The sequence below is a fragment of the Spongiibacter sp. IMCC21906 genome (assembly GCF_001010805.1).
Lineage (GTDB): Bacteria > Pseudomonadota > Gammaproteobacteria > Pseudomonadales > Spongiibacteraceae > Spongiibacter.
The window spans coordinates 1,300,638-1,324,144 of the sequence record NZ_CP011477.1; the positions used below are offsets into that span (position 1 = coordinate 1,300,638).

The window sequence follows — 23,507 nt, forward strand, 5'->3', positions numbered from 1 at the left end:
CGGCGATTGTGGCTTTGATTGCAACGGACAATAAGCGAATCGTAGTCGGTCTGGGACAGACCGGGATATCGCTCGCCCGTTTTTTTGCTCGTCAAGGGCTGCCTTTTGCCGTTGCGGATAGCCGTGCAGCACCTCCAGGGGTTGAGCTGTTTAAACAAGAATTTCCCGATGTTGAATTGGTGTTGGGTGCATTCTCCCAAGATCAATTTAGCTCTGCGGGAGAGTTGGTGTTGAGCCCAGGGATTCCCTTACGTGAACCAGCCATTGCTGCAGCCAAAGACGCGGGCGTAAAAATATCTGGGGACATCAGTTATTTTGCCGAACACGCGAAAGCGCCGATTGTTGCCATTACTGGATCAAACGGAAAAAGCACGGTGACCACCCTGTTGGGTGAAATGGCCGTTAAAGCAGGTAAAAACGTTGCGGTGGGTGGCAACCTAGGGACGCCCGCGCTGGATCTGTTGAATGATGAGGTCGAGCTTTATGTGCTTGAACTGTCGTCCTTCCAGCTGGAGCGCTGTGACAATATTGGTGCTGAAGTCGCGACAGTGTTGAATGTCAGCGAAGATCATCTGGATCATCACGGCAGTATGATTGCTTATCATCAAGCTAAGCACCGAATTTTTAGAGCGTGCAAAAAAGCGGTCATCAATCGTGATGATGCCTTGAGTTCGCCGTTGCTTCCGGATGATGTACAACGCTGGGAATTTAGATTGGGTCGTTCTGATTTTCGATGTTTTGGTCTTTTAGATGTCGACGGTCAAGAGTATATCGCCTTGGCGGGTGAAGCCGTCATGCCCGTTAAAGATGTGATGATTCCAGGGCGCCATAATCTTAGCAATGCATTGGCGGCATTAGCGCTGGGAAGTGCCGCGGGTTTGGCTTTACCACCAATGCTTGAAGCGTTGCAAAGGTTTAAAGGCTTGGCGCATCGCTGTGAATTTGTTGCTGAGTGCCGGGGGGTTACATTTTATAACGACTCGAAAGGCACCAATGTTGGAGCTGCCGAGGCGGCCATTATTGGGCTGGCAGATAAAGGCAGGGTGGTGTTGATTGCCGGAGGCCAAGGCAAAGGCGCCGATTTTAAATCTCTTGCTGAGGTGCTGGTTAAACATGGCAGAGCTGCAGTGCTTATCGGTGAAGCCGCAGATAACATCGCGCAGGCCATTGCGGGTCGAGTCCCTTCTGTACACTGCGCGGATATGGCCGAGGCAGTACAAACAGCCTTTGATATGGCTGAAAGCGGTGATGTGGTGCTGCTATCACCTGCGTGCGCCAGCTTTGATATGTTTGACGGCTATCCCCATCGTGGCCAGTTGTTTTTTGAGGCGGTGAGCCAGCTCACGAGTGAGGTGGCCAATGACTAGTATGGTCTCTCAAACGTGGCGGGAATTGCAAAGCGTTGACCGGGTTCTGCAGCTATTGCTGGTTGCCTTATTGTTTGTGGGTTTTGTGGCGATGGTCTCGGCGTCGGTAGAACATGCTGCGGGTCGTTATGGCGATGCCTTCTTTTTTGCCAAGCGTTACTTTTTTCATTTTTCCATCGCGTTGGTGGTGAGTGTAGTGATGTACCTTACCCCCATTGATGCCTGGGAGCGCAGTAGCTGGCTTTGGCTGCTTATCGGTTTTGTGTTGCTGGCATTGGTACTGGTTCCGGGTGTGGGCCGTGAGGTGAATGGCAGTCGGCGCTGGTTGGCGTTGGGACCGTTGACGCTTCAGGCTTCAGAGTTCGTTAAATTATTTGTCATCTTCTATCTGGCTGGCTATTTGGTGCGCCGAAAAGATGAGGTGCAACAACGTTGGTCGGGCTTTATTAAGCCTATGGCAGTGTTGTTTGCCGTGACGCTGTTATTGATGCTTGAGCCCGACTTTGGCGCTACGGTTGTTACCGCGGGCACCGCGTTTGTCATGATTTTTCTGGGTGGCGTTAAGCTGGGCCAGTTTATGCTCGTTATCCTCAGCTGTGTGGCTGGCGCGGTGGCTATGGTTATTTTTGAACCCTACCGCATGCAGCGCCTCACTGCTTTTACCGACCCTTGGGCCGATCAGTTTAACTCGGGTTATCAGCTTACCCAGTCACTTATTGCTTTTGGCCGCGGTGAAATTATTGGTGTTGGATTGGGTAATAGCGTTCAAAAATTATTTTATTTGCCAGAAGCCCACACCGATTTTGTGTTTGCGATTTTTGCAGAGGAATTTGGTTTTCTCGGCACCTTATTAATGCTGGGTTTGTTTGTGGGTTTGATCGGCCGGATTTTGCACATTGGTCGCCATGCAGAAATGGCTGGTAAGCATTTTCATGCCTATGTTGCTTATGGCATTGCGGTGATGATCAGCGGTCAAGCCTTTATCAATATGGGCGTCAATATCGGTTTGCTGCCAACCAAAGGCCTGACTTTACCGTTTATTAGTTACGGCGGTAGCAGCTTGATCGTGTGTCTGGCGATGGTGGCCATCGTGGCGCGAATTGAACGTGAGTGCAGGGGGAAGTATGGCCGCTGAACCCACAATATTAATTATGGCAGGCGGTACTGGCGGGCATGTGTTCCCGGCATTGGCCGTTGCTAAAGTCCTGGCTGATCGGGGTGTCGCCGTTCATTGGCTGGGAACAGATGCGGGCATTGAGGCGCGCCTGGTACCCGAGGCCGGATATCCTCTGCACAAGTTAGATATGACGGGTGTGCGAGGTAAGAACCCTTTGTTCCGTTTGTTGGCCGTGGCCAAAGCCGGCATGGCAGTACTGAAGAGCATGGCGCTGATTAGAAAGCTCAAGCCCTTCTGTGTTTTAGGTATGGGGGGCTATGCATCGGGTCCTGGTGGTTTGGCTGCCCGGCTTTTGTCAGTGCCGGTATTAATTCAAGAACAGAATGCCGTGGCCGGTACCACCAACCGTATGCTGGCTAAATTAGCCACGGTTTGCATGACTGGCTACCCCATCGAGTTGGGCGGCGCTAAAGCCAAGTTTATCGGCAACCCGGTGCGGCTTGATATCGCAACCTTGGCTGCTCCGGCACAACGCTGGCAAGCGCGGGAAGGTGGTTTACGAGTATTAGTACTGGGCGGAAGCCTGGGCGCGAAAGCCATAAACGAGGTGGTGGTTGAGTGCTGGAAAAGCTTGTCAGAAAGTCAGCGCCCCGCGCTTTGGCATCAGACCGGCAAGCTTCACGAAGAGGCTGTTCAAACGGCATATCGCGATGCCGGTGTCGATGTCAAAGCTGAGGCATTTATTGCGGATATGGCGGGCGCTTACGCCTGGGCCGATGTGGTGATTTGTCGAGCTGGTGCGCTCACCGTTGCAGAGTTGGCGGCAGCGGGTGTGCCTGCCGTGCTAATTCCGCTGCCCAATGCCATCGACGACCATCAGCGGGCCAATGCCGCTTGGTTTGCCAATGGCGGCGGTGGAGAAATTATTGATCAATCCGAGTTTACGGTGTCTAGATTAAAGAATTATTTAATGTCGCTGGAAGGGAATAGGAATCTGTTGCTGGAAAAAGCTGAGGCAGCTCGTCAGTTAGCCAAAGCCGACGCTGCAGAAGTGGCCGCAGACGAATGTATGGAGTTTGCCCATGGCCGATAAACACTCATTTGTAGTGCCAGAAATGCGCCGCGTTAAGTGCATTCACTTTGTGGGCATTGGCGGCGCAGGCATGTGCGGTATTGCTGAAGTGCTGCTTAACTTGGGCTACCGAATCAGTGGTTCTGATTTAAAAGCAGGCCCAACTACAATGCGTTTGCAGCAACTGGGTGCCAAGGTGGCTATTGGTCACAGCGGTGAGCATATTGCCGATGCTGATGTCGTTGTTACGTCGACGGCGGTCAGTGAGCAAAATCCAGAAGTCGCTGCAGCCAGAAGCAAACGGGTGCCCATTGTGCGTCGGGCAGAAATGCTGGCTGAGCTAATGCGTTATCGCCACGGTATTGCGGTGGCAGGTACCCATGGTAAAACCACCACCACTAGCTTGATTACCTCTATTTTTGCTGAGGCAGATTTAGATCCCACCTTTGTGATTGGCGGCTTGGTTAACAGTGCAGGTACTAACGCGGCATTGGGTGAAAGCCGTTATCTGGTGGCGGAGGCGGATGAGAGCGATGCTTCCTTCTTACACCTTCAGCCGATGGTGTCGGTGGTAACCAATATCGAAGCCGATCATATGGCGACTTATGACGGTGATTTCTCGAAACTGAAGCGTACCTTTATTGAGTTTTTGCACAACCTGCCATTTTACGGCGTGGCGGTGGTCTGTATTGATGACCCCGTGGTACGGGAATTGTTGCCAGACATTGGTCGGCAAACCCTGACCTATGGTTTTAGTGAAGATGCCGATTACCGCATTGATAGTTTTAGTAAACATGGCTTGAAGAGCTGCTTTAAAGTTCATCGTCCTGATAACAGTGTGCTGTCGATGTGTATCCATCAGCCGGGTGTCCACAATGTATTAAATGCTACCGCTGCAGTGGCAGTGGCCAGTGATGAAGGTTTGGACGATGGCGCCATTCAACGCGGCATTGAAAACTTTCAAGGTGTAGGGCGTCGCTTTCAACGCTATGGCGAAATGGCGATGGATGAAGGCAGCTTTATGCTGGTGGATGATTATGGTCATCATCCCACCGAAGTGGCCGCGACAATTGCGGCTACCCGTCAGGCCTGGCCAGACCGCCGTTTGGTCATGCTTTATCAGCCCCATCGTTTTACCCGCACCAAAGATTTGTACGAAGACTTTGTCAAAGTATTGTCCTCTGTCGATAAGTTGTTGTTGCTCGATGTGTATTCAGCTGGCGAAGAGGCGATTCCTGGTGCGGACAGTCGCAGTCTTTGTCGTAGCATTCGGCTGCAGGGCGGAATGGAACCGGTTTTTGTCGGGTCGCCGGAAGCCGCTGCCAGTATTTTAAAAGCGAATTTGAACAGTGACGATGTGCTGTTAACCCAGGGCGCTGGGAACATTGGCGCTCTTGCCCAGCAGTTGGCCGCAGAGAATTGGAGGTCTGCTGATGAGCAATAAACTTGACGTTAATGCCCTGCGCAATGCAATTGGCGGCAAATTGGCCGTGCTGTTAGGTGGTGAATCTTCCGAGCGTGAAATCTCCTTAAGAAGTGGGGCGGCAGTACTGGAAGCGTTTGCGCGATTAGGGCTTGAGGCCATCGCGGTTGATGTCGCTGACGCGGATTGGCAGCAACAGTTGAGCGATATATCCCATGTGTTTATTGCCTTGCACGGTCCGGGTGGAGAAGACGGTACGGTTCAGGGCGCGCTTGAATGCATGGGTAAGCGCTATACCGGCAGTGGCGTGATGGCGTCTGCTTTGGGCATGGATAAGTTGCGCTGCAAATTATTGTGGAAGGGCGCAGGTTTACCCAGTGCCACGTTTACAGAATTAACGGCCGCCAGTGATTGGCAGGGCATTATTGACGCCTTGGGGCAGGTCATTGTTAAGCCGGCTTGCGAAGGCTCCAGCATTGGTATGGCAAGGGCAAAATCTGCGGATGAGTTAGAAGCCGCTTGGCGCGCTGCCAGCGATTATGGTCGGGTATTTGCGGAGCAGTGGATTAGTGGCGGCGAGTATACCGTTGCGGTATTGGGGGATAGCGCGTTACCGGCTATCAAGCTTGAGACCGATGCTGAGTTTTACGATTTTAACGCCAAATATATTTCTAACGAGACGCGCTATCTCTGCCCTTGTGGTTTAAGCAATGAGTTGGAAGCGAGTTTAAGAGCATTGGCCTTAGAGGCATTTAACAGCGTGGGTTGTCACGGCTGGGGCCGGGTCGATGTGATGCAAAATCAGCGCGGTGAGTTTTTTCTCTTAGAGGTAAATACAGTACCGGGAATGACCGATCACAGCTTGGTGCCCATGGCTGCCCGACAGGCGGGAATGAGTTTTGACGACTTGGTGTTAAATATTTTTACCCAATGCGTGTTTGGAGATCGCTGAGTCATGAGCGCCAAACAAAACCGATTTAAACAATCAAAAAAACCGCGCCGTGGTGATGTTATGCCACGGCTGCAGTGGGGACGAATGCTGAATCGTCTGCTGTTGGTTTTGGTAGTGATGGGTTTTGTGTATGGCGTAGAGCGTTTGGGTCATCAGTTGGAATCGATTCCGGTTGAACGGGTGGTGTTTGCCGGTGACTTACTCCATGTGAGTCGTGATGTGTTGGTTGAGCGGGTAACACGGCATTTAGCCGTGGGCTATATCGGCTTGGATCTGGAGGCGATTCAAGTTGAGTTGGAAGAAGAGGCTTGGGTATACCGCGCCGAGGTTGAACGCTTATGGCCGCGGCAGCTGAAAATTACCATTGTTGAGGAGTCGCCCATTGCGATATGGGGAGAGGGTGGCTTGCTTAATCATCGCGGCAAAATCTTTGAGCCGACTGGTGCACAAGATGAAAGAACAGATTTGCCGGTATTGGAAGGCCCAGAGGGCAGCGCAATAGAAATTATGCGCCAGTACCGTTTGATGAGTCAGCTGCTGGGTGATCAGCAACTGAAGTTGGTCCGCTTGCAGATGAGCCCCAGAGGAAGCTGGACGGCAATATTAAGCGGTGGCACAGAATTGGTGATGGGGCGACAGGAACCGCTGGAAAAGTTACGGCGTTTTTTATGGGTCTATCAACGCACATTAGTGGCGGATTTTGATCGAGTTAAACGTGTCGATACCCGCTATGTAAACGGCCTCGCGGTTGCGTGGCGAGAACAGCAGGCAGACAGCAATGGTTAAAACAAATCAATGCCAGATGTATGGGCAGGCACGGAGGGGAAAGCACAATGCCTAATGCAAACTCAGGCAGGATGATCGTGGGACTGGATATTGGCACCTCGAAGGTGGTGGCAATTGTCGGCTCGGTCAATGATGAAGGTAAGTTGGATGTGGTGGGCATTGGCTCTCATCCTTCTCGTGGACTTAAGAAAGGCGTGGTGGTGAATATTGAATCCACCGTTCACTCCATTCAGCGTGCGGTGGAAGAGGCCGAGCTGATGGCGGGCTGCGAGATCCACAGCGTTTATGTGGGCATTGCTGGCAACCATATTCGCAGCCTGAACTCCCACGGCATTGTCGCGATTCGTGACCGGGAAGTGTTTCAACTGGACTTGGATCGGGTAATCGACGCGGCTCAAGCGGTAGCGATCCCGGCTGATCAGAAAGTGCTGCACATTCTTCCCCAGGAATTTGTCATCGACGATCAAGAAGGCATTAAAGAGCCGCTGGGAATGTCTGGTGTCCGGTTGGAAGCCAAGGTGCATTTAGTGACCTGTGCCGTTAACGCCGTCCAAAACATCGAAAAATGTATTCGCCGCTGTGGTCTGGAAGTGGAAGACGTCATCCTCGAACAACTGGCCTCCAGTTACTCGGTGTTGACTGACGATGAAAAAGAGCTGGGCGTGTGCATGGTGGATATTGGTGGTGGCACGACGGACATCGCCATTTTCACCGATGGTGCAATTCGTCATACCGGTGTCATCCCTATCGCCGGTGATCAGGTGACCAATGACATTGCCATGGCATTGCGCACCCCAACTCAGTACGCCGAAGAAATCAAAATTAAATACGCCTGTGCCCTGACCCAGCTGGCTGGCGAAGGCGAGACCATCAAAGTGCCCAGTGTGGGTGAACGGGCGCCTAGAGAGTTGTCCCGACAGTCTTTGGCCGAAGTGGTAGAGCCACGTTACGACGAGCTTTTCACCTTGGTGCAGGCCGAGCTTCGCCGCAGTGGGTATGAAGATTTATGCGCCGCGGGCATCGTGCTGACAGGAGGCACCTCCAAAATGGAGGGGGTGACCGAATTGGCAGAAGAGATTTTCCATATGCCTGTGCGCATTGGGGTGCCTCAAGATGTGCGCGGTTTGACAGACATTGTCCGCAACCCGATTTACTCCACCAGCGTGGGTTTGCTGCAGTACGGCATTAAGCATCAAAGCGAACATCAGGGGCACGGCAGAGTAAAGCGAGATGGCTTTTTGTCTCGGCTGACCCAATGGGTAAAAAACAATTTATAAATTTTTAACACTTCAATTTTTAACGATGTAGTAGACGGTTGCGTGTGGCCACGCAGCCTAAAATGCAAAAAGGGAGAAAACCATGTTTGAACTAGTTGATAACGTTCCACAAAATGCTGTCATTAAAGTAGTTGGAGTTGGCGGTGGCGGCGGCAACGCTGTGAAACACATGATCGCCAGTCAGGTAGATGGGGTGGATTTTATCTGCGCCAATACTGATGCTCAGGCGCTGACCGACGTGATGTCGAAAACCGTGTTGCAGCTCGGTACCTGTATTACCAAAGGCTTGGGCGCGGGTGCAAACCCTGAAGTGGGTCGCCAGGCTGCGATGGAAGACCGAGACCGAATCGCCGAGGCGCTTGAAGGTGCCGATATGGTGTTTATCACGGCCGGTATGGGCGGTGGTACTGGCACCGGGGCCGCTCCTGTGGTTGCCGAAGTCGCGAAAGAGCTGGGTATTCTGACGGTGGCGGTTGTCACCAAACCTTTCCCTTTTGAGGGTAAAAAGCGGATGGCCATTGCTGTAGAAGGCATGAAAGAGCTGCGTCAACATGTTGATTCGCTGATCACCATCCCCAATGAAAAACTGTTGCCAGTACTGGGCAAGGGCACCAGCTTGCTGGATGCGTTTAAAGCCGCCAATGACGTACTTTTGGGCGCAGTCCAAGGGATTGCTGACCTGATTATTCGTCCGGGCATGATCAACGTCGACTTTGCTGACGTACGCACGGTGATGTCTGAAATGGGTATGGCGATGATGGGTAGCGGTGTTGCCAGCGGTGATAATCGCGCTAGAGAAGCCGCCGAGGCCGCAATTCGCAGCCCACTACTAGAAGATGTGAACTTGCAAGGCGCGCGGGGCATTTTGGTTAATATTACCGCGGGTTTGGACCTTTCCCTAGGCGAGTTCAGCGAAGTGGGGGATACTATCGAGGAATTTGCATCTGAGAACGCAACAGTTGTGGTTGGCACAGTTATCGATCCCGAAATGAGTGATGAACTCCGGGTGACTGTTGTTGCCACAGGTCTTGACGGCATCGGCCAGGAAGCGCCCCTGCAAGTAGTGGAAAACAAAGTCGTCGAGCCCCGCAGTAACACGGATTATCGCAAACTGGATCGCCCGACCGTTATGCGCGGCGCTTCTCACGGAGCCGCAGCACGGGAAGTCGCTCCAGCGCCTATGGAAGATAAAGATATGGAATACTTAGATATTCCTGCTTTCTTACGGCGTCAGGCGGACTAAATACCGGCTGAGACAGGAGTGGTTTGCGGTGACGTGCTGGTTATTCCAGCGCGGCCAGCAGGGCTGACTTTGTGTTTTTGGATGCATGCCTGATCACGGCGGTTTTGGCGCCCAGAAAGTAGAGTAAACGACATGATTAAACAGCGAACTTTACGCAACACTATCCGAGCAACGGGTATTGGTTTGCATACTGGTGAAAAGGTCTACTTGACCTTGAAACCTGCGCCGGTGGATACGGGGGTGATTTTTCGCCGTACCGATTTAAATCCGGTGGTAGAGATTAAAGCGCTGGCTGAAAATGTCGGCGACACGACTCTTTCGACAACCCTTGTTAATGGGGATGTGCGGGTGTCTACAGTCGAGCATTTACTGTCGGCAATGGCGGGTCTGGGCATTGATAATGCCTATGTGGAACTCAGTTCTTCAGAAGTACCGATTATGGATGGCAGTGCCGGTCCATTCGTATTTTTGATTCAATCCGCTGGAATTGAAGAACAGAATGCAGCCAAAAAATTCATTCGTATCAAGAAACCGGTGACGGTGAAAGACGGTGACAAAATTGCCAGTTTTCTCCCATTTGATGGCTTTAAAGTCTCCTTCACCATCGATTTTGACCACCCTGTGTTCAAAGATCGCACCGGCCATGCTGAGTTGGATTTTTCCAGCACGTCTTTTGTGAAAGAGGTTAGCCGCGCGCGGACCTTCGGTTTTATGCATGAAATCGAATACCTGCGTTCTCAAGGCTTGGCTCAAGGCGGCAGTGTTGATAACGCTATCGTTGTCGATGAATACCGTATTCTTAACGAAGACGGCTTGCGCTACGAAGATGAATTTGTAAAACACAAAGTGCTAGATGCCATTGGCGATCTGTATCTTCTGGGCACCAGCCTGGTGGGTGAATTTCGCGCACACAAGTCCGGCCACGGCTTGAACAATGCATCTTTGCGTCAGCTCATTAAGGAAACCGACGCGTGGGAGTGGGTAACCTTTGAAGACCCCGCCGAAGCGCCTATTTCCTACATGGCTGCCGCTGCCAGCGCTTGATTAATATGCCTTTAACTGCCCGGTGCTGCGCCATGACCGGGCATGGTAATCTCCCCCCATCTATGCGATATTGCGCCTCGGTGTTGCACCTTGGCGGCATGGCTATTTCCGCTTTTGGCGATAGTCCTGGCAATCGTCACCCTGGCCTTTTATATCGTTTTTGGCTTGGGGAAGTAGCAACACAACGTCCGTTTGCCATAGGTCCTTCAGCAGTCGCTGGCCGATTCTCCATCGCGGCGAAGTCATTTTCCCGAACATTCGCCGGGGAGACTGTTGGCTAGCATGTTTGGCGAAGGCTCGAGGCATCTCAAATGGATATATGCTTTGTCATGATGATGGTTCTACAGAAAATCTCTAACGTTTTTTCTGTTAGCTATTGTCAGTGGTTGATTAAAGCCCAATATAATCTGGGCGGTAGCTTTCAGTTTGCCGTGTATCAAATCAAACTCTCACCATAAGCAATGAATTACGATGATATCAGCAGTTTTTAAAAAGATTGTCGGCACCAAAAATGATCGCGAACTTAAGCGTATGCGCAAGTCTGTTGCACAGATTAGCGCCCTTGAGGAAAGCTATAGCGCGCTTAGTGATGCTGAACTGCAGGCCAAAACTGGCGAGTTCAAACAGCGTTTAGAGAACGGTGAAACGCTGGATCAAATTTTGCCAGAAGCCTTTGCTACCGCTAGAGAAGCGAGTCGTCGGGTACTGGGTATGCGGCATTTTGACACCCAGCTACTGGGTGGCATTGCCCTGCATGAAGGGACGATTTCCGAGATGCGCACCGGTGAGGGTAAAACCCTGGTAGCGACCTTGGCTGTGTATCTCAATGCCCTGACGGGTAAAGGCGTGTTTCTGGTGACCGTCAACGATTACCTGGCGCACCGTGATGCGAATTGGATGCGACCGTTGTATGAGTTTTTGGGCTTGCGAGTGGGTGTGATCCGGTCGGGCCAAGATGGTGCCGAGAAGCGTGAAGCGTATAAAGCCGATATCACCTACGGTACCAATAACGAATTTGGCTTTGATTATCTCCGCGACAATATGGCCTTTGCGGTTGAAGACCGTTATCAACGCGGTTTGAACTTTGCCATTATCGATGAAGTGGACTCCATCTTGATTGATGAGGCCCGAACGCCGCTAATTATCTCCGGGCCTGCAGAAGACAGCTCGGCGTTATACAAGCAAATCAATCGCTTTATTCCCAAGTTAAAGCCTGTAGTGGTAGCTGAAGAGGGCGAAGAAGCTGCCGAGGGCGACGTTGAAGGTCACTACACTGTTGATGAAAAACAACGCCAAGCAGAGCTGAACGAAGCGGGCCACCAGTTAGTTGAAGAGTGGCTGACCCGAGAAGGCCTGTTGGAAGAGGGCGACTCCCTTTATTCTGCGGGTAATTTGAGCCTGTTGCATCACGTCCATTCGGCTTTGCGGGCCCATGTGCTGTTTAACCCCAATGTCGAGTATATCGTGCAAGATGATCAGGTCATCCTGATTGATGAACACACTGGCCGTACCATGCCGGGTCGGCGTTTATCTGAAGGCTTGCATCAGGCTATTGAGGCAAAAGAGGGCGTTACTGTCCAGGCCGAAAGCCAGACCTACGCCTCTACCACGTTCCAGAATTATTTCCGGCTGTTTGATAAGTTAGCTGGGATGACCGGCACCGCCGATACCGAGGCCTTTGAGTTTAGACAAATTTATGGTCTAGACGTGGTGGTGATTCCCACCAATAAGCCACCGGCTCGTCGTGACCACAACGATTTGGTGTATCTCACCAAAGAAGAAAAATACGACGCCATCGTCAACGATGTGTCAGAAATCGTGACCACCGGTGCACCGGTACTGGTGGGTACAGCATCGATTGAAACCTCCGAAGAAATGTCAGCGCGCTTTAAACAAGCCGGTATCGCGCACAAGGTGTTGAACGCAAAATACCATGAGCAAGAAGCCGAAATTATTGCTCAAGCGGGTCGTCCTGGGGTGATCACTATTGCCACCAACATGGCCGGTCGGGGTACGGACATCGTGTTGGGCGGCAACGTTGATGTGGAAATCGCCCAGTTAGATAACCCGTCAGAAACCGTCGTGAATGAGCTGCGAGAAGCCTGGAAGTTACGTCACGAAACCGTGATTCAAGCGGGTGGTTTACATATTATTGGTACTGAGCGTCACGAATCCCGGCGTATCGATAATCAGCTCCGTGGCCGGGCAGGCCGTCAGGGCGACCCCGGTGTGTCCCGATTTTATCTGTCTCTAGAAGACAGCTTAATGCGTATTTTTGCCTCTGATCGAATTCGAGGCATTATGCAGGCCTTGGGTTTGGAGAAGGGCGAGGCGATTGAGCACCGCATGGTATCCAACGCCATTGAAAAAGCTCAGCGTAAGGTCGAAGGCCGCAACTTTGATATTCGCAAGCAATTGCTGGAATACGATGATGTAGCCAACGACCAGCGTCAGATTATTTACCAACAACGTAATGAGCTACTTGAAGCGGATGACATCAGTGAAATGCTGCATGTGATCCGTCAGGACGTAGTTGCAGACGTTATCAGCGAATATATTCCCCCTCAAAGCATGGAAGAGCAGTGGGATATTTCCGGCTTGGAGCGTCGGGTTGAGACAGAGTTTGCAGTGAAGTTACCACTGCAAGAAATGCTCGATCAAGATGACTCTTTGCATGAAGAAGGGATCAGAGACAAAATTCTCAGTGCGGTTGAAGAGGCCTATAAAGCCAAAACTGACCGGGTTGATGTGGATATGCGTAAAATTGAGCGTCATATCATGCTGCAGGTACTGGATACGCTTTGGAAAGAGCATTTGTCCACCATGGATCATCTGCGTCACGGCATTCATTTGCGCGCCTTTGCCCAAAAGAACCCTAAACAAGAGTACAAACGCGAAGCTTTTACGATGTTCCAGCAAATGTTGGAAAGCTTGAAGCATGAAGTGGTGCGTTTCCTTTCTCATCTGCAATTACAGCAAGACGAGAGCGCAGAAGAATTGCAGCGTCAGCGTCGTGAGGAAGAAGCCAAACGGGCGATGAACTTTCAGCATGCAGAATCTTCCGCGATGGATGCCGAAGAGGAAAACGCTGAAGCCGCAGCAGCCCCGGCGCAGGCAGCAGCAACACCAGAGACCTATGTTCGGGACGGTAAAAAAGTGGGTCGTAATGAGCCTTGTCCTTGCGGTTCCGGTAAGAAATACAAGCAGTGCCACGGTACGTTAAATTAATTCAGTTAAAGCGCCTTAAGCTAGAGATCTTAATTAGCTAGGTGAGATAGAGCCCTTGAGGTAGAACAAAAAATGGCGGTTGGTTCTGGTGATTTTGGGCCATTGCACCCAGTAAGCGGAGTGCGTATTGGCATAGGCAGTGCGGGTATTAAAAAAGCCGGACGCAAAGACACGGTGGTGTTTGAGCTGTGCGAAGGCAGTGAAACTGCCGGTGTCTTTACCCTTAACGCCTTTTGCGCCGCGCCGGTAACCGTCGCCAAAGCCAATCTTGCCAAGACAGCTGCTCGGTATTTGTTGATTAATACCGGCAATGCCAATGCGGGCACGGGTGATATCGGTATGCACGATGCGCTGGAAAGTTGCCGCCATCTTGCTTCGTTGAGCCAGGTCGAGGCCGAGCAAGTCATCCCTTTTTCTACCGGTGTTATCGGTGAAAAACTCCCCATCGATAAACTCAAATCGGCGATGCCTGATGCGTTAGCCGATTTACAAAGTGACCAGTGGGAAGCTGCTGCTCGCGGCATTATGACTACCGATACCCGCCCCAAGGCGACGTCTCGGCAGTTGCTGCTAGATGGCCACACGGTAACCATTACCGGCATCTCCAAGGGCGCGGGAATGATTAAGCCCAATATGGCGACCATGCTGGGCTTTGTTGCTACCGATGCTGCTATTTCCCAAAGTGTTTTACAGACCTTAGTGTCCAGACTAGGGGATGCCTCTTTTAATCGCATTACCGTGGATGGTGACACCTCTACCAACGACGCTTGTGTATTGGTGGCAACAGCTCAGTCCTCCTTAGAAAAAATAGATTCAGAATCCCATCCTCATTACCCGGCATTAGAAGCGGCATTGCGGTCAGTGTTTATTGAGCTGGCCCAGGCCATTGTTCGAGATGGTGAAGGCGCCACAAAATTTGTCGCGGTGGAAGTGTCCGGCGCGCAATCGGTAAAAGAAGCTCTAAAAGTCGGCTATGCTGTGGCGGAATCGCCCCTGGTTAAAACCGCTCTCTTTGCCAGCGACCCCAACTGGGGACGTATTCTTGCCGCTATTGGTCGTGCGGGAATTGAAGCGTTAGATGTGAGCAAAATCAGTATTCAGCTTGATGATGTCTTAATTGCCGATAAAGGTGGTCGAGCTGCGAGCTATACCGAAGAAGCCGGTGCGGCGGTAATGAAGCAGGAAGAAATCGCTATTCGTATCAATCTGCGCCGTGGCGATGTGGCTGAAACCATCTGGACCACCGACTTCTCATACGACTACGTGAAAATTAATGCCGAGTACCGAAGCTAATAAACCCCTTCATGTCGCGGTGGCAGTAATCCGTCGTGACAATGGCGATATCCTGATTGCGCGACGTAACGCAAACGCCCATCAAGGTGGTTTATGGGAGTTTCCCGGCGGCAAGCGCGAGTCCGGTGAGGATATTCTGCAAGCACTGGCGCGCGAGTTACACGAAGAGTTGGGCATCGACATTGTCCGCTCAGCTTGTCGCCAGCTTACCCATATTCACCACGATTATTCGGACAAATCAGTGCACTTAGATGTGTGGTGGGTTGACGGTTTTACCGGCATTCCAGAAGGAAAAGAAGGTCAGCCTCTGCGCTGGGTTTCTATTGCTCAGCTGGCTGATTACTCCTTTCCTGAAGCTAACAAACCGATTCTAGACGCCATTCTGGCAGAGTGATTGGGTTCCTTTTCTTTTAGTCATACTGGCCCCGAGCTCGTGAGGCCGGGGCAGGCTTTAAGCCGGTATCCAAGGGCTGTCGTGCTGTGAACACATGCCTTGGGTGAATTCGCGCTGGGTAGCTGGATCCCGGCTCGCTAATCGCGTCCGGGATGACTAGAAGTAATGCCCTGAGTGTGAGGGAATAGCATCCGGGATGACGACAGGTTACATTAGCTTTGATCTCTGCCATTTGTCATACCGGCTTTAAGCCGGTATCCAGAAACTGCCGCGCTGTGAACACATGCCTTGGGTGAATTCGCGCAGGGTAGTTGGATCCCGGCTCGCTAATCGCGTCCGGGATGACTAGGAGTAATGTCCTGAGTGTGAGGGAATACCATCCGGGATGACGGCAGGTTTAGAGCTTTGACTTATAATTAGCTTTGATCTCTGCCATTCGTCATACCGGCCCCCGGCTCGTAGGCCGGGGCAGGCTTTGAGCCGGTATCCAGAGACTGCCGTGCTGTGAATACATGCCTTGGGCGATTTTGCGCTGGGTAGTTGGATCCCGGCTCGCTAATCGCGTCCAGGATGACGACAGGTTACATTAGCTTTGATCTCTGCCATTCGTCATACCGGCTTTGAGCCGGTATCCAGAGGCTACCGTGCTGTGAATGCATGTCTTGGGTGAATTCGCGCTGGGTAGCTGGATCCCGGCTCGCTAGTCGCGTCCGGGATGACGACAGGTTAGAGTTTTGACAGTCTCAGGTATGATGGCTTTAAAAGATTGCAATGAGAGCTCTGGGAGATAGTCAGGTAGCTTTAACGGACAAAAGTTGACGTTAAGTGGCCGTGAGTATCATTCATACGGGAGCTGCAGCTTGATGTAAACAAGGGCGAGAGCGTCAATAGCCTACGATAAAGTACCAACACGCGTTAAGAGTTTTCAATATCAGCTGTCAGTACATCATCGTAAATTGGGTTGCCAGCAATGGCATGTTCTTCGTTGGCCCAGGCCACAAAATCGTGATTTTTGCATTTGTCTGAGCAGAATGGCCGCGAGGGGTTGTTGCTGTCCCAGATGATACTGCTTTTGCAGTTTGGGCAGGCATAAACTCTGGCAGAGGGTTGCTTGTTCTCGGCAGCTTTCATTGGGCCTCCTGTTTGGCGAGTTGCAAAAATTGCAGGTGTAATTGCTCAACTTGAGTATTCAGCTGATTCAGGTCACCACTATTATCAATAATATCCGAGGCTGCGGCCAGTCGTATCTGGCGATTGATTTGGCTGGCGAGGATTTTCTCCACTAGCGCCCTGTCGTTGCCATCTCTGGACATGGTGCGCGTGATTTGCTGCTCTTCCGGGACATCGACTACGACAATACGCTGGCAAAATTGTTGCTGTCCACCATCAATCAATAAGGGCGAAACATAGATTACATAGGCGGAGTTGGCTGCCTTCAGCTGCCGGGCTGTTTCGGCATGAATCAGTGGGTGCAATAGCGCCTCCAGCCATTTTTTTTCGTCAGCATTGTTAAAGATGCGTTCGCGTAAGGCGGCTCTGTCCAGTTGTCCATCGGCTAGCAGAATGGCGTCACCAAAGTGTGCGGCGATTTTTGCAAGGGCAGGGCTGCCCGGTTCGACAACTTCGCGGGCGACTACATCAGCGTCAACGATGGTGATTCCCAGTTGTTTAAAAGCATTCGTTGCTGCGGTTTTGCCACTGCCAATGCCGCCGGTTAAGCCAACTACAAACATGGTTCTGCGTTACCTCTTTAATTTCTCAGTCCTTATTTCTCAACGCCTTAGCCCAAACCGGCAAACTGCAGATATTGATCCAGTATTTCCTGGCCCCAGAACATCGCCACCCAGCCGGCAATCGCTAAGTAGGGACCAAAAGGAATCGGTTGGCTTTTAGACTTGCCCGCCAAGCTTAGGCTTATCACGCCTAACACTGCACCGACGACCGACGACAGAATAATGACCAGTGGCAGCATTTGCCAGCCCAGCCAAGCACCAAGGGCCGCTAACAGCTTGAAGTCGCCATAACCCATACCCTCCTTTCCAGTGAGGAGTTTAAACAGCCAGAATACGGACCACAGAGAGAGGTAGCCTGCTATAGCGCCCCAAACGACATCGCTCAACGGTAATAGGCCGGTGATGCTATGGAAAAGCAGCCCCAGCCATAATAACGGCAGCGTAAGCTGGTCGGGCAATAGCTGATGATCGATGTCAATCATCGTTAAAATCAGCAAGATCCAACTAAAAATAACGACGGCAAAACCCTGTGGGCTCAGTCCAAAATGCAGCAGTGAAAATACCGCTAATGCCGAGGTCGCTATTTCAATGGCGGGATAACGTAAACCAATACTTGTTTTACAACTGGCGCAGCGACCCCGCAGCAGTAAAAAACTGACAACGGGAATGTTTTGCCAAGCTTTAACGGCAGCATTGCACTTGGGGCAGTGAGAGTGGGGTAGAGACAAACCGAAGGGCGTTTCTGCTTGCTCAGGGAGTTCTAGCAATAAGCGGCATTCTTGGTGCCAATTCCGCTCCATTATTTTGGGTAGGCGGTAGATAACCACATTAAAAAAACTGCCAAATAACAGCCCAAAACCGCCAATAATTGTGATTAGCAAAAGTGGATGGCTATCCGCCAGTTGCAGGATACTCATTTATTTCTCTCAACAGTCAGGGTTAAAAAGCGTCACATTTCGCAACGCCGAGGGTTAAATTGCGGACCCCAACATAAATATGGGCAGGTACATAGCAATCATCAAGCCGCCGACTAATACCCCAAGCACCGACATAATCAGCGGCTCTAACAGGGATGTTAGTGTATCAACGGCGTTGTCTACGGCTTCTTCATAATGGGTGGCGACCTTGTCCAGCATTTCATCCAGAGAGCCGGATTCTTCACCAATGGACACCATCTGCAACAACATCGATGGGAACAGATTGGTGAAGCGAATCGATGACGTTAGGGTTTGCCCTGTGGTTACGTCGTCTCTAATTTGCAGTATTGCCTTGTTGTATACGGCGTTGCCCGCGGCCCCCGCTACAGAGGTGAGGGCATCTACCAGCGGCACACCAGCGGCAAAGGTGGTTGCCAGGGTTCGTGAAAAGCGCGCTATTACGGCGTTGTAAACAATATCGCCAATGATGGGGATCTTCAGGGTTATTTTATCGACCCAGTCAGAAAAGGGCTTGGAACGGCGCCGTGCCTGCTTAAAGGCGAAGCCAGCAACAATCATTATCCCCAATACAATCAGCCAGTTGGCTTGTGCCCATTCCGACAGCCCCACGACAAACTTGGTAAAGGCCGGTAGGTCTGAGCCAAAACTCTCAAAGGTTTGAGCAAAAGTGGGCACCACTTTAATCAGCAAAATCGAGGTAACAATAATGGCTACGACAATAACGGCAATAGGGTAGGTGAGTGCTTTCTTGATTTTCTTTTTAAGGGCTTCGGTTTTTTCTTTATAGGTGGCCACGCGATCTAACATGATCTCCAAGGTGCCCGATTGCTCACCAGAGTCGACCAAACTGCAAAATAAATCATCGAAATATTTGGGGTGTTTGGCACAGGCTGCGGCAAAGCCGCCACCGGAGGCGACATCATTTTTTATTTCAATGACCAAGTCTTGCAGGGTAGGGTTGCTGGCACCTTCGGCAACAATATCGAAACTTTGAACCAGCGGCACACCTGCTTTCAGCATGGTGGCCATCTGGCGAGTAAAAATGGCGATATCTTCTGGTTTGATCGCCTTTTTACTGCTGAACAGCGGCTTGGGTTTGCGTTTAACCTGCTTGGCCGCAATACCCTGCTTGCGTAGCTGTGCTTTAGCTAGGGCGATTGACGAGGCACTGAGTTCTCCCCGCGTGCTTCGGCCTTGCTTGTCTACACCCTGCCAAACAAAAACCTGGGTCTTTGATGCTGTCGCCATGCCTTAGTCCTTTGTTACCCGGTTGACTTCTTCGAGGCTGGTAACCCCTTGAGCACATTTTTTAAGCGCAGATTTACGTAAATTGGCAAAGCCCTGTTCGGCCGCTTTAGCGGCAATTTCCAGAGAGTTACCATTCTCCATAATAATATGCGAAATCTCAGGGGTAATACGCACAACCTCGTAAATGCCCACCCGGCCTTTGTAGCCGTTATTACACTTATCACAACCCACTGGGGCAAGAATGCTGGCAGACTCAATTTGTTCTAGGGTAAAGCCTTCTTCCAGCAAGGTTTGTTCTGGGATGTCGGCAGGGGCCGCGCAGTCTTTACACAGGCGTCTTGCCAGGCGTTGAGCAATAATCAGGCTCACCGACGTTGCCACGTTAAAAGAAGGCACGCCCATATTCAGCAAACGGGTCAGGGTTTCGGCAGCGCTATTGGTGTGCAGGGTCGATAGCACTAAATGACCGGTTTGCGCCGCTTTAATGGCAATCTCTGCCGTCTCTAAATCGCGTATTTCCCCCACCATGATAATATCGGGGTCTTGACGCAGGAATGAGCGCAGCGCTTCTGCAAAGCCTAGACCGACTTTTGCGTTGACGTGAACCTGGTTAATCCCTTCCAGGTTGATCTCCACGGGGTCTTCGGCGGTGGAGATGTTGCGCTCCTCAGTATTTAGAATATTCAGCCCGGTGTATAGCGAGACGGTTTTACCCGAGCCGGTAGGGCCAGTGACCAATATCATCCCTTGGGGTTGATTCAGGCACTTCATATACAGGGCTTTTTGTTCTTCCTCATAGCCCAGTGCGTCAATACCCATTTGCGCCGAGCTGGGGTCCAAAATCCGTAGCACCACTTTTTCGCCCCACAACGTAGGCAGGGTGTTGACCCGAAAATCGATGGAGCGGGTTTTGGATAGCTTCATCTTAATGCGGCCATCTTGGGGAACGCGGCGCTCGGAGATATCCATTTGCGACATGACTTTTAAACGCGCTGCCAAACGATAGCCTAATGCTGCGGGCGGGCGGGCCACTTCATGAAGAATGCCGTCAGTTCGAAACCGTACCCGATAGATTTTTTCATAGGGTTCAAAGTGCACATCCGATGAGCCGCCGCGTATGGCATCCACCAACACTTTATTAATAAATTTAACGACCGGCGCCTCGTCGGCACCCTTAAGATCCACTTCGGCATTGTTATCTTCGTCGACCGCTTCTATATCGAGGTTTTCAAGGCCGATATCGTCCATGTCGCCAAAGCTGTCAGACAAAGACTCTTCTTGGGAGGCAAGGTACTTATCTATCGCTGCGTGCAGAGCCGATTCTTCAACCACCACCGGCTCGGTATTCAGACCGGTGTGAAACTTGATTTGGTCAAGGGCACCAAGATTGGTGGGGTCAGACATGCCCAGAAACAAGCGCTTGCCCCGTTTCCATAACGGTAAGGCGTGCTGGCTGCGTACCAGCTTGCTATCTACCAACTTTTGCGGTGCCAGTTCTGGGAGGTAAGCCCTGAGGTCTAAAAACGGCACCCCAAACTCATCCGCCGCGGCCTCGGCAATCTGCAGCCCGTCTGCCAGGTTTTTGCTGACAAGATAAGACACCAGCGTTTTCTTTTCTTTTTGGGCAGCCTCCATGGCTTTACGAACATCCTGTTCTTCAAGAACGCCATCGTAGACCAGGCGTCTGGCAAGACCGTTTAGCGGTGGGAGTGCTGTATTCATAAGCTTAGATGTGCCGACATTGTGTATCAAAGATAAATTCTTGCCGGTAACTCTAGCATGAGGCTGGCTTTACATATATCGCAAAATAAAAGGCACGATTTTTTAGTTGAGGGGTAGGAGTTTGGTGCGGAGCACTTTGTGACAAAAAGTGTCAGGAATTGCCAAAATCAACAAGGATAGCCGTGATGGACATAACCTTTCCGTTAAATTGTTTTCAAGGTTCCGGGTGGAAGTTGTTACCTCTGCGCGCCAGGGCAGAAAGCTTAGACTAATTAAGAGTGACGGGCTCTTAGTCTTGGGGCTAACTAGTTAGTCATGATGCGACCTATCGTCAGCACACTGGATGATTGAAAGTTGCCCTGCTTGATATCGTCATACCGGCCCCGGCTCGTAGGCCGAGGCAGTAACCAGGGCGTGAGTCGCGGTTGGCAGCAATCTCTTTAGCGAAAGCACACTTGCCGTGCGACATTTCAATATTACAACGGCAGTTAACTTAATTTGGGTGTGTCTGTGTGAATAGCGATCTAGTTTAAGTTCGGCACTATATTGTGTGATTTATCTTAAGCGCGTTCATCGTGTTGACGATAAGCGTATATCCCTGAATGGCTATTTATTCATCAAGGTTGCTGTTCTGGCATGAAAGATGCTGAACTTACTATCAGATTGTTAACCTCAATCTCAATAAGCTAATTCTTTTAAGATTTGGAGAAGGTTATGAAAAAGACCCAACAAGGTTTTACATTGATCGAACTGATGATCGTGGTTGCGATTATCGGTATTTTGGCTGCTGTGGCACTGCCTGCTTACCAGGACTACACTGTTCGAGCAAAAATGTCTGAAGTAATGGGAGCCCTTGCAGCTGCAAAAACTTCGATGTCTGAATGTTTAGCAACAGAAGGTGTAACTACTGCTTGCGATACTGCAGGGGAAGTTGGAATTGATACGGCGGATATTATTGCGTCCTCTGACTACATTACAGGTTTTGCTGTCGATACAACAACTTTAGGTTTGCAAGCAACTTTAAGCTGGGCTAACTTGGGTGTGGGGACTGCTCCGACAGGCGCGACACGTGTGACTATGGTCCCAACCTTGCAGTCTGGTGGTAGTGTTAGTTGGGCATGTGGTACTAATGCTGATACAGCATTCCAGTATTTGCCTTCAGAGTGCCGAAATACTGGCAGTTTCTAAACATTGCTGGGGTTAGAACCCAAAAGAATAAAAGCTCGCATTCACACCGCGGGCTTTTCTTTTTCTGCATTATTAGTATTAATATTATCGTCAGTCTTGTTGATTGTTGTTACGCAGCGAGCATGGACGCCAGTTTATCTTGGTCCAACAGGACATAATGCTCAACGATTCACAGAGCTGCTAATTTATACGCTCTTTGCATTACTTTTTTTTGGCAAGAAATTGCGATTTAAGGTTGAGAGGCTGCTTTCTAATAATAAAATTGAAACCCTGCTAGTGGCAGGAATTTTTTTTTCAATGCTATTTTCTACAATTTCCTCAGAATATACATATAAAAGCTTCCAGGAGGTAGGGAGAGTTGCAGGGATGGTATTGATGATCCTGGCTATTTCAACTTTCCCATCTTCTGAGTTGAAGTCATGGATTTGGTTGCCATTTATTACGCTTTCCGTATTATTGTCGCTCCACTTTTTGATGATTTATTTGGTTGCTTTTGAGTATCCAGAGGTTTTGTTTGGGAAGCCCATGATCGACGGTTTTTCTCATGTAAGATCTTTTAATCATCTTCAAGTTTTTCTCATACCAATACTGTTTTTTACCTGTGTTAAATTCAAATCTAAAAGCTTTTTTTTGTTTTTAATTATTTTCTTTCTACTTGTTTCTCAATGGGTTTTGCTTTTTTACACGAAGGGTCGTGGCGTTTTTCTTGCCTTGATTTTGGGTTATGTGGTGAGTAGTCTTTTTTGCGAAAAAGAACAAAAAAAAACATCTAACATTGTTTTTTTGATTTCGGTTGGCGTTGGTTTTCTTCTATATTGGATACCGTTTTCTTGGGTTCCGGAAAATATTTTACATGTGGATGTAAAAGACTATATTGACCGTTTTGATTATGGCTCTCCCCGGAGAATTTACTTATGGAAAGTTGGTTTTGAAGCTTTTTCTCAGAATCCATTGCTAGGTTTGGGGGGGCAAGCATTTGTCGTTGCAGATGGAGAAGCAACTGAGGGGTCTGCGCATAATTTTTATATTAATTTTTTGGCAGAGTATGGTGGAGTAGCAGCCGCCTTACTTCTTTTTTTGTGTGTAAGAGCGCTGAAGTCGATCGGCCTTAATTGGCGAAAAGATAGCAGATTATTAAACTATATATGGTGTTTTCCTCTATTTTCGGCAGTGATTTATAGTTTTGTGACAGGGATTATGCTCTCCCCTATGTCCAGCATCCTCATGGCTCTATTTTTGGGGGTTGCTATTGGTTCAATGTGTGATCAGAAATCTACGTTTATGAACGTTGCTGCTGAGGAGCGATCAATATCTGGACTGATTTTAGTTGTTTTTTTGGCAGGTATGTTTTTGATTGGTATTATATTTACTTTAGCTGATGTTGTTTATTCTTTAAAAGACCTGTCTTCATGTATTGGTGAAACGATTTGTTATCCAAGATTTTGGTTGAATGGCAATATTTCATCATTTTAATTAAGAAAT

20 protein-coding genes are annotated in these 23,507 nt (G+C 50.1%); 15 read left to right on the top strand and 5 right to left on the bottom strand.

Annotated features, from left to right (window positions below; all coding sequences use genetic code 11):
- Positions 1-8: 8 nt before the first annotated feature.
- From murD to mutT, 13 genes are all read left to right on the top strand, one after another.
- Positions 9-1,367: a UDP-N-acetylmuramoyl-L-alanine--D-glutamate ligase gene (murD, locus tag IMCC21906_RS05965; RefSeq protein WP_047011402.1), complete on the top strand. Its 1,359-nt coding sequence runs from the start codon at positions 9-11 to the stop codon at positions 1,365-1,367.
- Entirely contained in the window at positions 1,360-2,502 is a 1,143-nt protein-coding gene (gene ftsW / locus IMCC21906_RS05970) for a putative lipid II flippase FtsW (RefSeq protein ID WP_052763392.1), read from the top strand. The genes murD and ftsW overlap by 8 nt, the downstream gene beginning before the upstream one ends.
- Positions 2,492-3,577 (top strand): undecaprenyldiphospho-muramoylpentapeptide beta-N-acetylglucosaminyltransferase, encoded by a 1,086-nt coding sequence (murG, locus tag IMCC21906_RS05975; protein WP_047011403.1) that lies wholly within the window; start codon positions 2,492-2,494, stop codon positions 3,575-3,577. The genes ftsW and murG overlap by 11 nt, the downstream gene beginning before the upstream one ends.
- A complete protein-coding gene (murC, locus tag IMCC21906_RS05980) occupies positions 3,567-5,000 on the top strand; it encodes a UDP-N-acetylmuramate--L-alanine ligase (RefSeq protein ID WP_047011404.1) in 1,434 nt (477 codons plus the stop codon). Before murG ends, murC begins: the two co-directional genes overlap by 11 nt.
- On the top strand, positions 4,990-5,931 hold the full coding sequence (locus IMCC21906_RS05985) for a D-alanine--D-alanine ligase (RefSeq protein WP_047011405.1): 942 nt from the start codon (positions 4,990-4,992) through the stop codon (positions 5,929-5,931). Before murC ends, IMCC21906_RS05985 begins: the two co-directional genes overlap by 11 nt.
- A gap of 3 nt (positions 5,932-5,934) precedes the next feature.
- A complete protein-coding gene (locus IMCC21906_RS05990) occupies positions 5,935-6,717 on the top strand; it encodes a cell division protein FtsQ/DivIB (protein WP_047011406.1) in 783 nt (260 codons plus the stop codon).
- Between the two features lie 47 nt (positions 6,718-6,764).
- Positions 6,765-7,994, top strand: coding sequence for a cell division protein FtsA (gene ftsA / locus IMCC21906_RS05995; protein WP_047011407.1), 1,230 nt, complete (start codon positions 6,765-6,767; stop codon positions 7,992-7,994).
- Positions 7,995-8,076: 82 nt separating this feature from the next.
- The gene (ftsZ, locus tag IMCC21906_RS06000) at positions 8,077-9,237 is read left to right on the top strand and encodes a cell division protein FtsZ (protein WP_047011408.1); all 1,161 of its coding nucleotides are present in this window, start codon (positions 8,077-8,079) and stop codon (positions 9,235-9,237) included.
- A 132-nt stretch (positions 9,238-9,369) separates the two neighbouring features.
- On the top strand, positions 9,370-10,281 hold the full coding sequence (gene lpxC / locus IMCC21906_RS06005) for a UDP-3-O-acyl-N-acetylglucosamine deacetylase (RefSeq protein ID WP_047011409.1): 912 nt from the start codon (positions 9,370-9,372) through the stop codon (positions 10,279-10,281).
- Positions 10,282-10,592: 311 nt separating this feature from the next.
- Positions 10,593-10,739 (top strand): hypothetical protein, encoded by a 147-nt coding sequence (locus tag IMCC21906_RS16805; RefSeq protein WP_156166000.1) that lies wholly within the window; start codon positions 10,593-10,595, stop codon positions 10,737-10,739.
- A gap of 13 nt (positions 10,740-10,752) precedes the next feature.
- Complete coding sequence (secA, locus tag IMCC21906_RS06010; protein ID WP_047011410.1) at positions 10,753-13,509, top strand: preprotein translocase subunit SecA; 2,757 nt, start codon at positions 10,753-10,755, stop codon at positions 13,507-13,509.
- A 72-nt stretch (positions 13,510-13,581) separates the two neighbouring features.
- Entirely contained in the window at positions 13,582-14,802 is a 1,221-nt protein-coding gene (gene argJ, locus IMCC21906_RS06015; RefSeq protein WP_047011411.1) for a bifunctional glutamate N-acetyltransferase/amino-acid acetyltransferase ArgJ, read from the top strand.
- Entirely contained in the window at positions 14,783-15,196 is a 414-nt protein-coding gene (gene mutT, locus IMCC21906_RS06020; protein WP_047011412.1) for an 8-oxo-dGTP diphosphatase MutT, read from the top strand. Before argJ ends, mutT begins: the two co-directional genes overlap by 20 nt.
- Before the next feature lie 915 nt (positions 15,197-16,111).
- On the opposite strand, the gene IMCC21906_RS06025 is transcribed toward mutT, so the two are convergent.
- Genes IMCC21906_RS06025 through pilB form a run of 5 tightly spaced genes read right to left on the bottom strand, consistent with a single transcriptional unit; the run spans position 16,112 to position 20,837 of the window.
- A complete protein-coding gene (locus IMCC21906_RS06025) occupies positions 16,112-16,327 on the bottom strand; it encodes a DNA gyrase inhibitor YacG (protein WP_047011413.1) in 216 nt (71 codons plus the stop codon).
- The gene (coaE, locus tag IMCC21906_RS06030; RefSeq protein ID WP_047011414.1) at positions 16,324-16,929 is read right to left on the bottom strand and encodes a dephospho-CoA kinase; all 606 of its coding nucleotides are present in this window, start codon (positions 16,927-16,929) and stop codon (positions 16,324-16,326) included. The genes IMCC21906_RS06025 and coaE overlap by 4 nt, the downstream gene beginning before the upstream one ends.
- Before the next feature lie 47 nt (positions 16,930-16,976).
- Positions 16,977-17,846 carry an A24 family peptidase gene (locus IMCC21906_RS06035; RefSeq protein ID WP_047011415.1) on the bottom strand — a complete coding sequence of 290 codons (870 nt, stop codon included), beginning with the start codon at positions 17,844-17,846 and terminating at the stop codon, positions 16,977-16,979.
- Positions 17,847-17,900: 54 nt separating this feature from the next.
- Complete coding sequence (locus IMCC21906_RS06040; protein ID WP_047011416.1) at positions 17,901-19,115, bottom strand: type II secretion system F family protein; 1,215 nt, start codon at positions 19,113-19,115, stop codon at positions 17,901-17,903.
- Between the two features lie 3 nt (positions 19,116-19,118).
- Positions 19,119-20,837 carry a type IV-A pilus assembly ATPase PilB gene (gene pilB / locus IMCC21906_RS06045; RefSeq protein WP_047011417.1) on the bottom strand — a complete coding sequence of 573 codons (1,719 nt, stop codon included), beginning with the start codon at positions 20,835-20,837 and terminating at the stop codon, positions 19,119-19,121.
- A 714-nt stretch (positions 20,838-21,551) separates the two neighbouring features.
- Between pilB and IMCC21906_RS06050 the strand changes: the two genes are divergently transcribed.
- Both IMCC21906_RS06050 and IMCC21906_RS06055 read left to right on the top strand, forming a co-directional pair.
- On the top strand, positions 21,552-22,025 hold the full coding sequence (locus IMCC21906_RS06050) for a pilin (RefSeq protein ID WP_047011418.1): 474 nt from the start codon (positions 21,552-21,554) through the stop codon (positions 22,023-22,025).
- Between the two features lie 3 nt (positions 22,026-22,028).
- A complete protein-coding gene (locus IMCC21906_RS06055; RefSeq protein WP_082117378.1) occupies positions 22,029-23,498 on the top strand; it encodes an O-antigen ligase in 1,470 nt (489 codons plus the stop codon).
- Positions 23,499-23,507: the final 9 nt, after the last annotated feature.

Coding starts and splice junctions, on each gene's coding strand:
- IMCC21906_RS05990 (WP_047011406.1), top strand. CDS start 5,935: ATGAGCGCCAAACAAAACCGATTTAAACAATCAAAAAAACCGCGCCGT.
- murC (WP_047011404.1), top strand. CDS start 3,567: ATGGCCGATAAACACTCATTTGTAGTGCCAGAAATGCGCCGCGTTAAG.
- IMCC21906_RS06050 (WP_047011418.1), top strand. CDS start 21,552: ATGAAAAAGACCCAACAAGGTTTTACATTGATCGAACTGATGATCGTG.
- lpxC (WP_047011409.1), top strand. CDS start 9,370: ATGATTAAACAGCGAACTTTACGCAACACTATCCGAGCAACGGGTATT.
- secA (WP_047011410.1), top strand. CDS start 10,753: ATGATATCAGCAGTTTTTAAAAAGATTGTCGGCACCAAAAATGATCGC.
- IMCC21906_RS06035 (WP_047011415.1), bottom strand. CDS start 17,846: ATGAGTATCCTGCAACTGGCGGATAGCCATCCACTTTTGCTAATCACA.
- IMCC21906_RS05985 (WP_047011405.1), top strand. CDS start 4,990: ATGAGCAATAAACTTGACGTTAATGCCCTGCGCAATGCAATTGGCGGC.
- ftsW (WP_052763392.1), top strand. CDS start 1,360: ATGACTAGTATGGTCTCTCAAACGTGGCGGGAATTGCAAAGCGTTGAC.
- mutT (WP_047011412.1), top strand. CDS start 14,783: ATGCCGAGTACCGAAGCTAATAAACCCCTTCATGTCGCGGTGGCAGTA.
- IMCC21906_RS06025 (WP_047011413.1), bottom strand. CDS start 16,327: ATGAAAGCTGCCGAGAACAAGCAACCCTCTGCCAGAGTTTATGCCTGC.
- argJ (WP_047011411.1), top strand. CDS start 13,582: ATGGCGGTTGGTTCTGGTGATTTTGGGCCATTGCACCCAGTAAGCGGA.
- IMCC21906_RS06040 (WP_047011416.1), bottom strand. CDS start 19,115: ATGGCGACAGCATCAAAGACCCAGGTTTTTGTTTGGCAGGGTGTAGAC.
- ftsZ (WP_047011408.1), top strand. CDS start 8,077: ATGTTTGAACTAGTTGATAACGTTCCACAAAATGCTGTCATTAAAGTA.
- ftsA (WP_047011407.1), top strand. CDS start 6,765: ATGCCTAATGCAAACTCAGGCAGGATGATCGTGGGACTGGATATTGGC.
- pilB (WP_047011417.1), bottom strand. CDS start 20,837: ATGAATACAGCACTCCCACCGCTAAACGGTCTTGCCAGACGCCTGGTC.
- coaE (WP_047011414.1), bottom strand. CDS start 16,929: ATGTTTGTAGTTGGCTTAACCGGCGGCATTGGCAGTGGCAAAACCGCA.
- IMCC21906_RS16805 (WP_156166000.1), top strand. CDS start 10,593: ATGGATATATGCTTTGTCATGATGATGGTTCTACAGAAAATCTCTAAC.
- murG (WP_047011403.1), top strand. CDS start 2,492: ATGGCCGCTGAACCCACAATATTAATTATGGCAGGCGGTACTGGCGGG.